Raw genomic sequence first — 16,564 nt, forward strand, 5'->3', positions numbered from 1 at the left:
ATGCTTAAACAGTCATTTTGGGAGCAAAATATGCGTGTGCGGTTTTATGCCTTATTCTTGGCAGCCACTTTGGTGTCGGCCTGCTCGGTAAATGGTGACGACGGCCAGCGAGATTCATCAGAACAGGGTTATTTCGAGCGCAAAAATGTTGCGCCCGATCCGGCCGACAATAGTCAGTCGCCGCGGAAGCCGGAGCACGCCTATGCTCGGATTGCTCTCGATTGCATCAACAAGCAATATCCGAACAAGATCAGTCACGTTATGAACAGCGCCGTCGAGGTGCAGGAACCAGTAAAGCTGACGCCGGTATTTTATGGCTGCTTTGACTGGCATAGTGCAGTTCATGGCCACTGGTTGCTCACTCGCTTGTGGGGCAATGACTCGGTTCCAGAGATGGACGAAGAAATAGCCTCCGCGTTGGAGACCAATTTCACGGAGGCAAAGATTGCCGGTGAAGTGAGCTATTTCAATGGCGATGGCAGGGCATCTTTTGAACGACCTTATGGTCTCGCCTGGTTTTTGCAGCTTACCGCAGAGTTGAAGGAAATTTCCGCAGGGGAGGGCGCGAAGGCGCAGCAAGCACAAGTCTGGTTGGACCGTCTGACACCACTTGAATCGGTCATCACTAACCGCATCAAGACCTGGGTTCCGAAACTCGCATATCCAATCCGGCTAGGTACCCACAATCAGTCGGCCTTTGCCTTTGGTCTGTTCCTCGATTGGGCCAAGGTGAGCAGTGACAGCCAGATGGAGCAGCTCATCGCGGACAAGAGCCTGATCTTCCACCGCGATGATCGCAATTGCCCACTCGCCTATGAACCTTCAGGCGAGGATTTTCTTTCACCATGCCTTATGGAGGCAGACCTGATGCGGCGCGTATTGTCCAATACGGAATTTGCCGAATGGTTGACCGCCTTTCTTCCGGATATACCGGTAGATGGCAGCAGTGACTGGCTAGCTATCGGAATTGTCAATGACCCCAGCGATGGCAAGCTGGTTCATCTTGATGGCGTCAATCTTTCCCGTGCCTGGGCGTTGGAAGGCATTGCCACCGCTTTGCCCGAGGCAGATCGTCGTAAGGCGGCGCTACTGGCCGCGGCCAAGTTACATGGTGATGCGGGAGAGAAATCCGTCCGTACCCCGCACTATGCGGGGAGTCACTGGTTGGCTAGTTTTGCCACCTATTGGCGAACGGAGCGTGGCCTGAACCGCCAGCCGGCAACAGAAAATACCCCAAATGATGGCAAATCGAACGAACAGGAGGCTGAGACGCAATAGATTATTATGGCCACGCAATTCCTCCCCACCCCAGAAAATCTGTCACCAAAGGTATCGCCTTTCTGGCATAGGATATTCCCGGTCAATATCGACCTGGCAATGAAAAGCATTTTTGGAGTTTGGACCGCCTATTTCGTGGTCAATGCACTGAGAGCTCTTTTATGGGGCGCACCGGATCACACACATGATCTAGAGGACTATCTGATCACTGCAACTATTTCAGTGACGGTAACATGGGCTTTGTATCGCCTGTTGATTTTAATGGGTGACAGTACCGGGCGAGCACTGTTCATATTGACGATTCCGACCATCTTCCTGGCTATCGGGGTGGCCTATCTGACCAACCTGATTCAGTCCTATCCTGTGCCGATGCTCGACCATATCAGCCTTGAGCATAATATACCTTCGCGCGAGGCTTTGTCGCATTTCTTCGATACTGCTTTTGTAGACTATCTCATTTTGGTCGGTTGGGGCGGTCTCTATCTGGCCATGGCCAATAGCCGGAAAACGCAGGTCGCTCTTATTCACAGCCGAAATCTGGAGCGCGCTACTCGAGAGAGCGAAATGCGAGCCCTGCGCTATCAGCTCAATCCGCATTTTGTTTTTAATGCGCTCAATTCCGTCAGCAGTCTGATCATTGACAAGAAGAACGGCCGGGCTGAAAATCTGGTTGATGGATTGGCGGATTATATGCGGTCGGTTCTGAACGACGATGGCGATGATATGATCACCGTTGAACAGGAAATTGCACAGCAAGTTCGGTATCTGGAAATTGAGCAAGTCCGTTTTCCCAAGCGCCTTAAATTCGAGGTCCAGATAGACGATGATGTTCGCGCCTGGAAAATTCCTGCGCTTATCATTCAGCCCCTCGTTGAAAATGCAATCAAGCACGGCGTTGCGCAATCCTGCGGCCCGGTTCGGGTCGTGATCTCAGCCGTCAGGGACGCCGGGCGTCTGAAACTGGAAGTTGCCAATGATGGCCGAATGCTTGCCGCGAACGACAAAGCTAAGGGAACAGGAACGGGCTTGTCCAATATCAAGGAACGGTTGGCAGCGCTTTATGGTCCTTCTGCAGCGCTATTCACTGGAAATGACAAAAAGGGAATGGCGGCGGCGACGATCATTATCCCTGACGAGCAGCAGATTTTTCGGGACTATTGCCTATGATTGAGGATCACAAGCTGAACATCCTTATTGTTGATGACGAGCCTTTGGCACGCAGCCGGATTGAGTCGCTATGTGGCCGGATGAACAATATTGACCGCATAAATATTGCCAGCTGCGGACGGGAAGCGCTGGATATCATTGCTCAAAACTGCCCGGAAATATTATTGCTCGATATCGACATGCCCGATGTCTCGGGAATCGATGTGGCTAGGCAATGCCAGAACCTCGACCAGGTGCCAGAGATAATTTTTACGACCGCTCATAGCCGCTATGCCGTTGAAGCATTCCGTTTTGATGCCGCAGACTATTTGCTTAAACCGGTGAAGGAAGGCCTTCTCAAAGAGGCCTTTGGACGGGTCATGCGAAAAAGACAGATGACATCCAATGGCCAATCGCAGGCTAACGTTCATCGGATTTGGGTGCAGGATGGTAACAGTGCGGTCCAGATCAGAAGCGCAGATATCGACTGGATTGCCGCTGACCGAGACTATATGCGTCTGTGTTCGCCGGGCCATAGCTATCTGGTGCATGAAGCCATGCAATCACTATTGGAACGATTGCCAGGGGGAATGTTCGTGCGCATCCACCGTTCGACTGCTGTGCGCCGGGAATTTGTGCGGGATATTCGTCGTAAGGGGCGCCGAAAATTTGTAGTGCTGAACGACGACACGCAGCTCACGATCGGGCCGAGCTATGTCAAGGCGGTGATGGCGGCCTTTAGCAATTGACTCGGTAAACGTTCAGGACGGCGGCTTGGGCTTGTCGGAAACCGTTACAGAGTAACGCGGGGTCGGTGCCGGCTGCAGATGGCCACCGACATCGACAAAAGTTTCGCGCTCTACATTGTGTGGATGTTGTTTGGCCTCTGCCAGCGACAGAACAGGGGCGAAGCAAATATCCGTCCCTTCCATCAGCGCGCACCATTCATCACGGCTTTTGGATTTGAATAAAGCGGTCAGCTTTAGCTTTAGCGGTTCCCATGATTTTGGGTTCATTTGCGCATCAAATTCGGTATCCTCTTCGAGCCCGGCCACCTTGCGTAGCTGTGCATAAAATTGCGGTTCAATCGATCCGATCGAGATATATTTGCCATCCGACGTTTCATAGCTGTCGTAAAAATGGGCGCCGGTATCGAGAAGATTTACGCCGCGCTCGTCGCGCCACTGGCCAATATTGTGAAAGTCGAAAATCATTGCCATCAGTGCTGCCGATCCGTCAGTCATTGCGCAGTCAACAACCTGCCCCTCGCCGCCAGTTTTGGCATGGAGGAGGGCCGAAACCATTCCGAGTGCCAGCATCATCCCGCCGCCACCGAAATCACCCACCATATTGATCGGGGGTGTCGGTTTTTCGCCCGCGCGGCCAAAGGCGTGGAGTGCGCCCGAAATCGAAATATAGTTGATGTCATGACCGGCGGCGTGGGCGAGCGATCCATATTGTCCCCAACCTGTCATCCGGCCGTAAACCAGTTTGGGATTATCCGCCAAAAGCACATCCGGCCCCAGGCCCAGGCGCTCCATCACTCCGGGGCGGAAGCCTTCAATCAGTCCATCGGCCTGCTTCACCAAATCACGGGTTTGTTGAATTCCAGCGTCGGATTTCAGATCGACCTCGACGAGTTTGCGTGAGCGGGAGAGCGCGAGACGGCCATCAGGCGCCCCACCAGGACGATGAAGGACCGTGACTGTGGCCCCTTGATCGGCAAGCATCATGCCGCAAAATGGTCCCGGGCCTATGCCCGCAAATTCGACAATATTGATTCCCGCCAATGGCCCAGCCATGTCCTGCTCCTGTTTAATCAGATGATTAAACGGTCCTATGCAGGCGTTGGATTCTAATCAAGTAGATTTATGAGTGCTGCTAGCGTGGACGTTGTCCATGACCAAGCGGTCTCAGCTTGGTATTTTGCTGCTTGAGATAGTGAGGCAGCTCGTGTTTGGATTGTCCTACCGGTTTGCGAGCCAGTTTTGGATCAATCGGATGATCAAATGCGATCCCCAAACGGCCTTGCGCAACCCAAGCAACATAGCCAGTTACGCGGCCAATATTACGCAGTTCAAGTTCTACCTTGTCGCCCCGCTTTGCGATAACCGGTGCTTCAGCCATCAGCCCGCCAGCGGACAAGTTGCGAATCCGTACTTCGCCACAGTCATCACCATTGACGAAGCGCAACGTGGCCTTCAGGAATAGGCTGTCCCGATCAAGCTCGCGTTTGGGTAGGCCACTGGTCTGGCCGTTTTTACCCAGATTTTCGTCATATGGTTCTTTCATGTGCTTCCCGCGGATATATGTAAAATTATCTTCCTTGGGATGGATAATAGGCCGGAAAAGATGGAAAATTGGTTAATGTCTGTAGGAGATTGTCAGGAAAGTCGTCCCACGGAAACACAGACTAACACAGCCCCAGCAGACTGCTTGGGTCTGCCGCGTTAACGCTAAACGAAATATCTGTATGTCAGGAATTGAGTCCAGTCGTCAGGCTAGTGATAAATCACTGATCGCGAGAGATTTTTTCATTGCGCTCATGGGCTTCCTGCGCCTCGACACTCATCGTTGCAATTGGCCGGGCTTCCAGCCTTTCGAGCGAGATCGGTTCCCCGGTAACCTGACAGTAACCATATTCGCCTTCTTCGATCCGTCGCAGGGCCGCATCAATTTTGGATGTCAGCTTGCGTTGACGGTCCCGTGTGCGCAGTTCCAGGCCCCAATCGGTTTCGCTGGATGCACGATCGTTCAAATCGGCTTCCTGTATCGGTCCGTCCTGTAGGTGAGCGAGCGTTTCCTTGGACTCGTCGATAATATCTTGCTTCCAATGTTCCAAAGCGCGTTTGAAATAAGCAAGCTGCCGTTCGTTCATAAATTCCTCGTCGGCACTGGGGCGATAATCGTCTTCGAGCACGATTTCGCCTTTTGAACCACTATCCGAGGCGGATGAATTTTTCGCTGAGGACGCCAAATATACTCTCCAACATTTGCCCCCAACCCCGAATTGAGGTCGGCGAAGGAACGGCTATGAGCGGGCCTATAAACTTGGCTTTGGTTTGAAACAAGATGCAATGTGCAACGGGTCAAAAATTAATCCTGTTCGGGCCTCTTGAGCGTACAGAATCACGCGAATAACCGTCTTTGTCTACAAGTTCTGATGGTTCGGTATCTTTGTTAAACCACCAATTTTGCCAAGTTTTTCTCTCTGGTGGGAAAGATGTTCGACAAAAATGGTCTCAATTCGGGACATTAACTGTGCTTGGATAGGGGTTGATAAGGAATTTTCGGAATTTCTTGGTCCAAACAAGGTTAACGCAATTGTGGTTAGCCGCTTCATCTGCGTTTTTGATGGATGTCGGAACCCGAAAGAGACGGCCAGCATATGGTTGCAGGCCAGTCTGTCGGTTCTAGAGCGGAAGAGAGAAGATATTATGTCGGTTCGAATGGCTTTAGCAAAATTATGCGCCTGTACTTGCGGCGGAGCGTTAATTGGTGGCGGTGCAGTGCATGTTTCAGAAGCGCCGGCAGCCCCTTATGTCAAAAAGGTCGACAAGAAAAAGAAAGTACGGGCTCGCGTCCTGAAACGGGGGCAGTCCGCACGCAAGGTGAAACGCACCCGGCGGACCGTCACGAAGACAGTGACGGCTTGTGCGCCCAGCGTGGTGACCATCGCACAGCCACAACCTCTTCCGCTTCCGGCCCCGGCCTATATTCCGGCACCTCTGCCCGAAATACCTGTGCTTGAAAGCGGCGGTGGTTCTGTTCCTGTCGTCATCGGCGGCAGCGGAGGATATGGCGGCGGCTTCGGTGGCGGTTTCTTCGGCGGTTTCTTTGGTGGTGGCGGTTCCGGTGGAGGATCTGTGGTGATCTCTTCGACCAGCAGCGGTGGTTCTACGAGCACCTCCTCGGGTGGCAGTTCAACCAGCGGCGGCTCGACCAGCACCTCAACCGGCGGTTTTTCTAGTACCGGTGGCTCTACCAGCACATCGACTGGTGGTTTTTCAAGCACGTCCACGGGTGGCTCGACCAGTACCTCTTCTGGCAGCATCAGTACATCAACCGGTGGTGTCAGCACTTCGACTGGTGGTGTCAGCACCTCGACCGGCGGCGTTAGTACTTCGACTGGCGGAGTCAGCACTTCCACTGGTGGCAGCAGTTCTTCAAGTTCGTCGAGCAGCTCCAGCTCCTCATCGAGTAGCTCATCAAGTTCGTCGAGTTCCAGCGGTAACACTTCGAGTGGTATGACATCGAGCGGTATGACTTCCAGCGGCATGACCTCCAGCGGTCACCCCGGAACCTCAACCAGCAGCGGTAATACCAGCACCGGCAGCAGTGGCTCTTCGGGCAGCTCAGGTTCATCCGGCAGCAGTGGGTCTTCGGGCGGTTCGTCAAGCAGCTCGAGTTCATCCTCGGGCAGTTCGTCAAGCTCTTCAAGCAGTGGCGGTTCGAACGGTAGCACTGGATCTTCTGGAGGTTCCGGTTCGTCGGGTAGCTCAGGTTCATCCGGCAGCAGTGGATCCTCTGGTGGTTCATCGAGCAGTTCGAGCTCCAGCTCATCCAGCTCTTCATCGAGTAGCGGCGGCTCCAATGGCAGCAGCGGTTCTTCGGGAAGCAGCGGATCGTCAAGTTCGACCTCCACCTCATCGGGAGCGAGCAGCACATCATCGAGCTTTGGCGGTAACAGTACATCCAGTTCTAGTTCTTCGAGCAGCAGCTCAAGTTCCAGTTCCAGCACCTCGTCGGGTGCGAGCAGTGGCGGATCAACTGGTGGATCAACTGGCGGAACACCGGTTCCAGCGCCACCAGTCGTCCTGCTCTTCGGCGCAGCGGCAGCAGCCTTGTTTGCACGCAGCCGCAAGGCCAAGAAAGCGGTTGCTGCTTAAGCGTCAGACTGACCGGATAAAATCGAAAAGCGGCTGGAGCGATCCGGTCGCTTTTTTTGTGGCGCAAACCAAGCTCCGCACTTGAACCAACGCACGTGTCTCGGCATAGGCTTGTCCCATGCATGATCTAAAAACCATCAGAGAAAACGCGGCCGATTTCGATGCTGCTTTAGCACGCCGGGGTTTCGAGCCTGTGGCAGCAACCATTTTGGCATTGGACGAAGAGAATCGCAGCCTAGCGACCCGGCTTCAGGAAGGGCAGGCGCGGCGGAATGAAGCATCCAAAGCGATTGGCAAAGCAAAAGGTCAGGGCGATGAGGATACTGCACAAGCTCTGATGGCCGAGGTTTCGGAACTCAAAAGTAGTTTGCCTGCTTTGGAAGAGCAGTCTCGAGCAGTCGCCAGTAAATTGCGAGATATTCTAGCCGGGTTACCCAATCTCCCCGAGACCGATGTCCCGGAAGGTGCGGATGAAGATGATAATGTCGAAGTGGAACGCTGGGGCACTCCGCGCAGCTTTGATTTTAAACCGCGAGAGCATAGTGATATTGGTGTTCCGCTGGGCCTGGATTTTGAGACTGCAGCTGAAATATCCGGTGCCCGCTTTGCATTTCTGCGCGGTCAAATGGCTCGACTGCAGCGCGCAATCGGGCAATATATGTTGGATCAGCAGACCATCGAAAACGGATTTCAGGAATGCGCGCCGCCCGTTCTGGTGCGGGACGAGGCTATGTTTGGTACGGGCCAGCTGCCCAAGTTTTCCGAAGACTCATTCCAGACTACCGATGGCCGCTGGCTCATCCCGACGGCGGAGGTCAGCTTGACCAATAGTGTGCGCGGGCAGATATTGAGCGAGACACAATTGCCGATCCGACTGACCGCGCTGACCTCCTGTTTCCGCAGTGAGGCAGGCTCAGCTGGCAAGGACACCAAAGGCCTGATCCGGCAGCATCAGTTTGAAAAAGTTGAGATGGTCGGGATCGTTCATCCCGATCATAGTGATGCGGAACATCTGCGGATGACCGAAGCAGCGGAATCGATTTTAAAGGCGCTGGAACTGCCTTATCGAAAAATGCTGCTCTGCACGGGTGATATGGGAGCAACCGCGCGCAAAACCTATGATCTGGAGGTCTGGTTGCCGGGACAGGGCACCTATCGCGAGATTTCAAGCGTCTCGACCTGCGGTGACTATCAGGCACGCCGGATGAATACCCGTTTCCGGGCCGAAGGTGAGACAAAGGGCACGCAATTCGTCCATACGCTAAACGGTTCCGGCCTAGCAGTCGGGCGGACTTTGGTCGCAGTTGTGGAAAACTATCAGCAGGAAGACGGTAGTGTCATAATTCCGGAAGCGTTAAAGTCTTATATGGGCGGGCTTGAAAAGCTGGAGCCTGCTGACAGCTAGCCTATCGTCATCCCGGCGAATGCTGGGATCTCGTTGGATTGGTCGCGGACTTTGAAGAGATACCAGTTTTCGCAGGAATGACGGGAAAAGGAAAGATGATGCGCATATTGCTGACCAATGACGACGGATTTGACGCCCCGGGCATGAAAGTATTGCTCGATATTGCCCAGCATTTTTCCAACGATATCTGGATTGTCGCGCCATCTGATGAAAACTCGGGAGCCGGCCATTCGCTGACGCTCACCCGCCCTTTGCGCATCCGCAAGCGCGGGGATCAGCAATATTCGGTCGATGGCACGCCAACCGACAGTGTGATGATGGCGGTTGCGAAAATCATGAAAGACGGGCCGCCTGATCTGATCCTCTCTGGCGTCAATCGCGGCGCCAATTTGGGCGAGGACGTAACCTATTCCGGCACCGTATCTGCTGCGATGGAAGGTGCCCTCGCTGGCATTCCCTCGATTGCGTTGAGCCAGGCTTATGCACGCGGTGAAATGGGCGATGACGTTCCTTTCGAGGCAGCATTGCAATGGGGTGAACGTGTGTTGCGCCCCTTGATCAAACAGAGCATGGATCATCGGACTCTGGTCAATATCAACTTTCCGGCGCTGCCTGCCAGTGAAGTCAAAGGCATTCGTGTGGTGTCGCAAGGCATCCGCGATTATGGCCGCTTGCAAATCGTCAGTAACCGCGACCCGCGCGGCTTTGAATATCACTGGTTCGGCCTCGGACCGATGGTAGAGACTCCCGCGCACAGCACCGATTTGGAGGCGATCGAAGACGGTTATATTTCGATTACCCCGCTGCACCTCGACCTGACCCATTATGAGTCGATGGATGATCTGGGCAAGCTTTACGATAGATAGGTTGGAGAGGGTTCTTGTTGGACCTCAGGCGCCGGTTGGCGACATCCGTCGCCTTCGCTACGCGCCCGGGGCCGCGCCAGCTCCTCAGCAGCAGGGATATCGGTGAAACTGTCGTGAGCGGGCTGTTCGGTCATAGCTATGGTCCTTCATGTCAGAGAAACACACAGATATAACCTATCTGGTACATTGTAGGAAAGAGGAGAATAGGGGGCCGGGGTAAATGGGCAGCGCATCCCGAAAGCGGACTCTATCCTACATCTGCTTGGCAGACTGGAACTGGGTGGTAAGTGGCGCTAGGGCGTGGCGTTTTTCAGCAACGACCATTTGCCAATCCAGTCCTTCGACTGAATTCGCTCATCGTAAATGTTCCTTTTCTCAACAACAAACCTCCCTGTAGGGCGGAGAATGAGATCAAACAGGTCATCCAAACCTAACGGACTAGCCACTTCACATTGGTCTGAATTGTGTCGCCTCGCTGCGACGGCTGTCGCTGTTTCCGGCCAATAGCGCATGGCGTCGGTTGCAGACAGATATGGTGCGTCACCATTGCGCAGATGCATTCGAGCCTGGTTCTTGACAGACCAATCGACCGAAGGGGCCGCGGCGCGCAATGTCTCTTCGATGTTCCGATCGCGTTCAGCGTCGGAGTGATCGGGATCGAACCAGATCACATCGATGTCGCCCAATAGTGGGCCTGGAGCCCTTCCATGGAGAGAATCCCATACTGCATTTCTGACAAAGCCTGCACCGATCCAACAATCTGGTAACGCCAACTCCGCGACGACGCCCAATAAGTGCCAGCGAACGGGATCCGAACGAAGGATAGCTTCTATGCGCAAAGCGTCTGACATCAATCTAGGTTAGCGCGATTCTAAAGAATTGGGAACTTCGGTTGCTGGAAAGAATTTGGGCACTCTGCCGATCAGTTGACCAAACTAGGATTGCCAAAACTTGCCGCGATTGTTGATCTTGGAAATCGGCATGTAAGCATCAGTCGTGCTTTGTCTGAACAATTCTGCGCGGGAGTGTGGAGCACGCGCAAATCCATAAGGTAAACATCACCAGCGCGGCCGGAGAGTTCGACCACTTTCAATTCCACGTTTCCGACGCGTCCCACTGTCTCCTCCGGGTTCGCAATCGTCGGGAGATTGGGATCAAAGAGTGATCTGAAATAGTCCTCTTTCCGCAAGTGGCGCTTAAGCTCCTTGGAAGAAAGACCAGCGGTGTTGTTTAACAAACGATGGGATCCTGCAATCACAAGCGTAGCTCCTCCTTGAGGATCGACATCATCGAGAAATGTGAAGGCCTGTAGACCTGGTGAGGCTTGCTCACCAAATTTGGGCATATCGATATGCCAGGCGTCGCTGGGGACTGACCAATCGTCCTCACCAGGCAGAGTAAACAGGATTTGCTGACCTGGTGACAAAGGGGTTGCCGGTTGACCGACAAACCCCTCAACTAACGGTGTCAGTCGGTTGCCGACCAGATCGGGAAATTCCTCTGATCTGTTGAGCCCATTAAGTGCATTGCGAAACGGCTTGGGGTAGCCAAAACGGCTTGTTGATTTGATCCAGCGACCATCGGTATAAATTCCGTGCTCTGCGGCAAGGTCCAGGATCATGTCATATGCGGCTCGGGTATCTTTAGACGCAACAAGCCCTTCGAGCTTGATTATGCCCCTCTCGCCCAGCTCTCTCGCAAGATCATCGAAGTTCTCCATCGCGATGACGGTCTATATCAGGCTCGAGATGTTAGCAATTGGGCTGCTAGCTGATGATTGGTTTTATGTAAAAGAGCAGGCGCCGAGTGTCCGCTACATCCCGAAAGCGGACATTAGGTTTGCGGCTATTCAATTTTTATTCCGTACTCGAATGCCCAATCAGTGCATAAGATTTCGTTAGTACCGCATCCCAGTTGGACTATGGTTCCCGCAAAGCAAAGCCGACCGCGCTTACTGGGATCTAAAGTTCCATGATTGACGATTGACAAGCCTTCTAACTTGCGGCCATCGTCAAGCATTACAGGACTAAAGTTTGCTATGTCGGATTTGACCCCACAAGCTTTTATCCGTTCTCCCAACAAAGTTTCTGGATTTAGGAATGCATCAGGATCGTTCGTTTTTGTATGCTGACATGAGGCCAAAAAAATTGAAGAAACTAAGGCTATCAGAAGCGGATTCCTAATTGCTATCATCATTGGACAATAACTTGAAAAGGTTGATGTGCCTAGTGTCCGCTTTTGCGCCCAAAGCGGACGCTAGCGTTTGGGATTATGAACTAGCCCTTTGATCTGAAATCGATCAATACTTCCGAAATGACTTGTTTCGCCATCCCAGTCATAAAGGGATTGGAATGGCGATAGTAGGAATGAGCAATCATCGCCGTTGAAAATGCCCAACCTCGCCCACGAAGCCAGGTATTGTCATCCGTTCCCAAAACATCTCTAAAACGTTTTCGCGCACCATTTGATAGCAATGACCAATTTACAATGAGGTCGACAGCCGGGTCGCCGGTACCCATTAGTCCAAAATCAATCACAGCGGAGATATTACCATTGTTCATCAACAAATTGCCCGCGTGAATGTCTCCATGCACTAAGACCGGTTCTTCTGTCCAAGAAGGGATAGTCAGTGACTTTTCCCAAAAAGCCAGAAGCTCGGTGGCATCATAAATATCGGACAAATTTAAAATAGCCTGTCTCGTTGGCTCATCTCTCTTCCGTAACGGGCAGCCTCGGAAATTGTTATGCTCTCCATAGGATGGGATCATAGAAATATCGCCGCCATGCAAAACTCGAATGAAATCAGCATTTGTTTCCGCTGCCACATTGATATCGTTGATCCCACCTCTGTTTACTTCAATTCCTTCAATCCATCGGTAAATAGCCCAAGGGCTTTGATAGTTTTCAGCTGGGGAACCAACCGCCAATGGCTCTGGGGTTTTCAATGGCAGAAGTGGTAGTCGAGGAATACAAGATAGCTCTTTGTTGAGTTTATCAGAGGCAGACGGAATTAGCGGCATTCGAATATACATATCGCTGCCAAGCCGAAAGATCACATTGTCTGTGCCCGCAGAATCAATCCGATTGAGGGTCAAATGTGCCCAATTCTCAAATTGTAAGTCAATTAACTTACGGACCAACTTGTCGTCGAGATGATAACCGTCTGTGTGCATTCTGTTTATGGTGCCATAACAAACGTCAAACTTGCAACGTCCGTTTTTGCACCCAAAGCAGACGTTAGCGTTGTGACCGCTTTATCCCGAAAGCGGACACTAAAAAGCGTTCTTTCAGTTAAGGCAATCAAGCTATTTTTGATAAATATTGCACACGTCTCGCTCTGAATAACTCTCAAATATCTTGCACGCTTCTTTTTGGTCAGCCAACTCGAACGATGAAACTGTTTGTGTTTCGAGCGAAAGACCTTTTTCCAATTGGCTAGTAATTCTCACATCAAGTGAAACATCAAACACATATTGTCCCATTTTATCGATTGGCTGCCGCTGAAGTTGGACCTCATACATTTGTGCCAAAGTCTCAGGGTCAGGCGAAATATCAAGGCCTACGCCGCCGCAATTCTCTGTCCCTGCTTTCCATCCGTGTTCTCCCATATTTACAATAGTGGCTTGCAATCGAAAATTTCCGTTTCTCAATTTTTTGGCACCCCAGCACTTTGTGAGGAGCTCCTCTGGGCTAGGCGCGGTTACACTTGGAGGACTACAGGCAATCAAGATTGACGAAAGCATCAGAGGAAGAAGTGTTCGTATCATGAATTGATCTTAGCCCCCATTCCGCCGAGATCAATCTGTTCGTCAAATCTCTAGCGTCCGCTTTTGCGCCCAAAGCCGCCGCTCGGTATCCTGCAAATTTGCAGAGCGGTTGACCGGATGCTATGCCAAACGGACCAATGAAAATTCCCAACCTGACAGAACGCTTGAAAGTCATCGCGATCCTATGCGGATTATTTGTCGCGGTCCATTTCGCCAATCTGTTATCCGGCGGCTATCTGAATAGTTTCGGCATCGAACCGCGTGAGATTGACAGCATTTACACGATATTCGCCGCGCCGTGGCTGCATGGTGATTTCACGCATTTGGGAAATAACATGCTTGCGATAGTGGTGTTCAACTTCCTATGTTTGCTCAATGGCAGGCGCTATTTTCTTGTCGCGAGCTTCATGATCATCGCAATCACCGGTATCCTCGTTTGGCTATTTGCCCGCGATGCCCTGCATATTGGCGCAAGCGGCTGGATATTTGGGTTATGGAGCCTGATTATCGCACTCGGATGGATAGAGCGCAGTTTCCGCAATATTGTTATCGCGCTTGGCGTTGTCTTTTTCTACGGCGGCATGGTGTTTGGTGTATTGCCCACCGCAGGTTTTGTTTCCTTTGAATCGCATCTGTTTGGCGCAATCGCAGGAATCATCACTGCAATTTTCCTCAAACGAAACCGTAAGCTGGTGACCGAAACTACCGCGCCGCGGCCTTCGTTGGAATTTGATAAACCTCGCCGTCCTTGGCGATTTTCACTTCGCCGCCATAAGCAGCGCTAGGCTTAGTCATATTGTTTGTGTCTGCTTTTGCGCCCATAGCGGACTCATTGTTTTTACTTGCTCCGGTAAAACCACAAGAAACTCCTCAACCCTTGTTCTGGCGCCTACCAACTCATGGCTTGGCCCGGAAATAAACTGTTTTACACATGTTGCGACCAGCAGGGCTGGTAACCAATGGATTTGATGCTAGAAAGAACCCTCTCATTGGGGTGAGAGCGAGTGAACGGGGCGGTCTATGCGTAAGATTATATTCCTTTTTCTGGTCATTTCTGTGTCTGCCTGCATCCCGCCGGGCCGTGATTATGGCTGGCCGCAGAACGAAGCGGTTCAGGACATACCACCGACGCTGGAAACCGACGCGTCGGTCTTTGGGCAAAGCCCTGCTGATGCGCCGCCACCAACATGGACGACGCAACAGGTGTCGCCCAATGCGATGGTGATAGAGGATGGCACATACACGGTACAGGCCGGTGATACATTACGCGGTATCGCCAACAAAACCGGGGCCAGCTCGCAAATCATTGCGGCGGAAAATAACCTCGTTGCACCCTATATTATTCAGCCGGGCCAGAGACTGAAGATCAGTGGAGGTCGCTATCACCGGGTAAATGGCGGGGAAACGGGTATCGCCATTGCTCGCGCTTATGGTGTACCATGGCGTGAAGTGGTGGCATCAAATGGCTTGGAAGAGCCCTTTATCCTACGGGTGGGTCAGAAACTTTTGCTGCCAGCAGCAACCCCTGTTGATCCGCAAGCAATGAGTATCGAACAGCGCGCGGCCTCTTTCGAGCTCGATATTGATGATATTGTCACCGGCAGCCAGCCCGCTCTGGCTGAGAACTCAGCTGCAGAAGAGCCATCCGATTGGCGCAAGGCCATTGCGCCTGTCAAAACACCGGTGGCGATTGCTGCACCGACAGCATTTGTCGGCCAGTTTATCTGGCCCGTCGACGGCAAATTGCTCTCGAGCTTTGGCAGCAAGGGCGGCGGGAAGGTCAATGACGGGTTGAATATCGCAGTAGCCAAAGGAACACCTATTCGTGCAGCCGCCGACGGTGTCGTCGCCTATAGCGGCGATGAAATAGACGTGTTTGGCGGGCTGATCCTGCTTAATCACGGCAAAGGCTGGGTTACCGCCTACGGTCACGCGGACAAACTCAATGTTACGCGTGGACAAAAGATCAAAGCAGGTGATATCATCGGCCAGGCTGGAGACAGCGGCTATGTACAGGAACCGCAATTGCACTTTGAAATTCGTAAAGACCGTAAACCGCTAGATCCCATCTCTCGCCTGCCGAAGCGGACCTGATCCCTTTATGTCCAGGCGCTATTCCCGAAATATTTCCGATTATCTGACGCTGCGCCGCCGTTCGAACATGCCGATCTGGCTCGATATTGCCTGGCGGGTGCTGTTTGTCTTGGGACTGATCGGGGCGGCGGTTGCCGTGCACTGGTTTGATCGTAATGGTCTGCAGGACAGTTATGACGGCGATGTCAGCTTTCTTGATGTCATCTATTTCACGATGATCTCGATTACAACGACGGGTTATGGCGATATCGCACCGGTAACCGAACGCGCGCGAATGTTTGACGCATTGCTTGTGACTCCCATTCGCATCTTCGTTGTGCTTATATTTTTGGGCACAGCCTATAATTTTGTATTCAAAAGAACCTGGGACAATTGGCGCATGAAAATCATCCAGAATAATTTGCACGATCACATCGTGATCGCCGGTTTCGGAACCAGCGGCAAGGAAGCTGTGCAGGAGCTGATTGCACGCGGCACAAATCCCGCGGAGATTGTCGTCGTCGACCCGTTTGACGATGCTCTGGCACAGGCGGAGAAACTGGGCTGTGCAGTGATAAACGGCGATGCGACCCGAGATGTGACGCTGATGAACGTCAAGATATCCCGAGCACGTTCGATGATCGTTTCGGCGGGACGTGACGACACCAGCATCTTGATTGTGCTGACGGCACGCCATCTCGCCTATCATCTGCCGATCAGCGTATCGGTGCGCGCGGCAGACAATGAAATGCTGGCACGGCAGGCTGGCGCGACTACTGTTATTAATCCGGTGAGTTTCGCCGGATTGTTGCTTGCAGGAAGCTGTGAAGGTGCGAAGATATCCGATTATCTCAGTGATCTGGCGTCGGCAACCGGACGGGTGAAGTTGGTCCAACGGCCCGTTGATGAAGACGAGGTCGGCATGGCGATGAAGGATATCGTAAAAGACGGACTGGGTGTCCGTATCTATCGCGACAATAATATGTACGGGTTCTGGGAAGAAGAAGCCAAGAAACTTGAAGCCGGAGATATCATTGTTGAGATCACACCGGGTAATGGATCTGGTAACCGTGCAGATCGGGAAGACGCATAAGCCCACTAGATTGCTTATGTTGCACCTGCGAACAAACATGCTATGTT

The 16,564-nt window shown here is 52.4% G+C and carries 18 protein-coding genes; 8 read left to right on the forward strand and 10 right to left on the reverse strand.

Features of this window, described 5'->3' with window-relative positions:
* The first annotated feature begins 30 nt into the window (after nucleotides 1-30).
* From DG177_RS14790 to DG177_RS14800, 3 genes are all read left to right on the forward strand, one after another.
* Entirely contained in the window at nucleotides 31-1,278 is a 1,248-nt protein-coding gene (locus DG177_RS14790) for a DUF2891 family protein (RefSeq protein ID WP_108812187.1), read from the forward strand.
* Nucleotides 1,279-1,377: 99 nt separating this feature from the next.
* Nucleotides 1,378-2,445, forward strand: coding sequence for a sensor histidine kinase (locus DG177_RS14795; protein WP_337658898.1), 1,068 nt, complete (start codon nucleotides 1,378-1,380; stop codon nucleotides 2,443-2,445).
* Complete coding sequence (locus tag DG177_RS14800; protein ID WP_108812189.1) at nucleotides 2,442-3,173, forward strand: response regulator; 732 nt, start codon at nucleotides 2,442-2,444, stop codon at nucleotides 3,171-3,173. Before DG177_RS14795 ends, DG177_RS14800 begins: the two co-directional genes overlap by 4 nt.
* A gap of 12 nt (nucleotides 3,174-3,185) precedes the next feature.
* Here the strand turns inward: DG177_RS14800 and DG177_RS14805 are convergent, their stop codons facing one another.
* The 5 genes from DG177_RS14805 to DG177_RS14825 form a co-directional block, all read right to left on the reverse strand.
* Nucleotides 3,186-4,226 (reverse strand): CoA transferase, encoded by a 1,041-nt coding sequence (locus DG177_RS14805; protein ID WP_108812190.1) that lies wholly within the window; start codon nucleotides 4,224-4,226, stop codon nucleotides 3,186-3,188.
* A gap of 79 nt (nucleotides 4,227-4,305) precedes the next feature.
* A complete protein-coding gene (locus DG177_RS14810) occupies nucleotides 4,306-4,716 on the reverse strand; it encodes a PilZ domain-containing protein (protein WP_108812191.1) in 411 nt (136 codons plus the stop codon).
* 220 nt (nucleotides 4,717-4,936) lie between these two features.
* Entirely contained in the window at nucleotides 4,937-5,347 is a 411-nt protein-coding gene (gene dksA, locus DG177_RS14815; protein ID WP_337659038.1) for an RNA polymerase-binding protein DksA, read from the reverse strand.
* 789 nt (nucleotides 5,348-6,136) lie between these two features.
* On the reverse strand, nucleotides 6,137-6,703 hold the full coding sequence (locus DG177_RS14820; protein ID WP_337658899.1) for a hypothetical protein: 567 nt from the start codon (nucleotides 6,701-6,703) through the stop codon (nucleotides 6,137-6,139).
* A gap of 12 nt (nucleotides 6,704-6,715) precedes the next feature.
* Nucleotides 6,716-7,294 carry a hypothetical protein gene (locus DG177_RS14825; protein WP_337658900.1) on the reverse strand — a complete coding sequence of 193 codons (579 nt, stop codon included), beginning with the start codon at nucleotides 7,292-7,294 and terminating at the stop codon, nucleotides 6,716-6,718.
* Between the two features lie 137 nt (nucleotides 7,295-7,431).
* Between DG177_RS14825 and serS the strand changes: the two genes are divergently transcribed.
* Nucleotides 7,432-8,718: a serine--tRNA ligase gene (gene serS / locus DG177_RS14830; protein WP_108812192.1), complete on the forward strand. Its 1,287-nt coding sequence runs from the start codon at nucleotides 7,432-7,434 to the stop codon at nucleotides 8,716-8,718.
* A 98-nt stretch (nucleotides 8,719-8,816) separates the two neighbouring features.
* The gene (gene surE / locus DG177_RS14835; RefSeq protein WP_108813001.1) at nucleotides 8,817-9,584 is read left to right on the forward strand and encodes a 5'/3'-nucleotidase SurE; all 768 of its coding nucleotides are present in this window, start codon (nucleotides 8,817-8,819) and stop codon (nucleotides 9,582-9,584) included.
* Here surE and DG177_RS17755 read toward each other — a convergent pair.
* From DG177_RS17755 to DG177_RS14855, 5 genes are all read right to left on the reverse strand, one after another.
* Nucleotides 9,572-9,718 (reverse strand): hypothetical protein, encoded by a 147-nt coding sequence (locus DG177_RS17755; RefSeq protein WP_337658901.1) that lies wholly within the window; start codon nucleotides 9,716-9,718, stop codon nucleotides 9,572-9,574. The two genes, surE and DG177_RS17755, sit on opposite strands and share 13 nt — an antisense overlap.
* A 159-nt stretch (nucleotides 9,719-9,877) precedes the next feature.
* Complete coding sequence (locus DG177_RS14840; RefSeq protein WP_108812193.1) at nucleotides 9,878-10,435, reverse strand: nucleotidyltransferase family protein; 558 nt, start codon at nucleotides 10,433-10,435, stop codon at nucleotides 9,878-9,880.
* 71 nt (nucleotides 10,436-10,506) lie between these two features.
* Nucleotides 10,507-11,304: a phytanoyl-CoA dioxygenase family protein gene (locus tag DG177_RS14845; protein WP_108812194.1), complete on the reverse strand. Its 798-nt coding sequence runs from the start codon at nucleotides 11,302-11,304 to the stop codon at nucleotides 10,507-10,509.
* Nucleotides 11,305-11,860: 556 nt separating this feature from the next.
* Entirely contained in the window at nucleotides 11,861-12,757 is an 897-nt protein-coding gene (locus tag DG177_RS14850) for a phosphotransferase (protein WP_108812195.1), read from the reverse strand.
* A 132-nt stretch (nucleotides 12,758-12,889) separates the two neighbouring features.
* Nucleotides 12,890-13,351, reverse strand: a complete 462-nt coding sequence (locus DG177_RS14855; RefSeq protein ID WP_337658902.1) for a hypothetical protein — start codon at nucleotides 13,349-13,351, stop codon at nucleotides 12,890-12,892.
* A gap of 137 nt (nucleotides 13,352-13,488) precedes the next feature.
* On the opposite strand from DG177_RS14855, the gene DG177_RS14860 reads away from it, so the two are divergent.
* The 3 genes from DG177_RS14860 to DG177_RS14870 all read left to right on the forward strand — a co-directional run bounded on the left by DG177_RS14860 (nucleotide 13,489) and on the right by DG177_RS14870 (nucleotide 16,517).
* On the forward strand, nucleotides 13,489-14,136 hold the full coding sequence (locus DG177_RS14860) for a rhomboid family intramembrane serine protease (RefSeq protein ID WP_108812197.1): 648 nt from the start codon (nucleotides 13,489-13,491) through the stop codon (nucleotides 14,134-14,136).
* A 235-nt stretch (nucleotides 14,137-14,371) separates the two neighbouring features.
* Complete coding sequence (locus tag DG177_RS14865; RefSeq protein ID WP_108812198.1) at nucleotides 14,372-15,445, forward strand: peptidoglycan DD-metalloendopeptidase family protein; 1,074 nt, start codon at nucleotides 14,372-14,374, stop codon at nucleotides 15,443-15,445.
* A 7-nt stretch (nucleotides 15,446-15,452) separates the two neighbouring features.
* The gene (locus DG177_RS14870; RefSeq protein ID WP_108812199.1) at nucleotides 15,453-16,517 is read left to right on the forward strand and encodes an NAD-binding protein; all 1,065 of its coding nucleotides are present in this window, start codon (nucleotides 15,453-15,455) and stop codon (nucleotides 16,515-16,517) included.
* The last annotated feature ends 47 nt before the right edge of the window (nucleotides 16,518-16,564 follow it).

This window comes from Sphingorhabdus sp. Alg231-15, from assembly GCF_900149705.1.
In the GTDB taxonomy this organism is placed as follows: Bacteria; Pseudomonadota; Alphaproteobacteria; order Sphingomonadales; family Sphingomonadaceae; genus Parasphingorhabdus.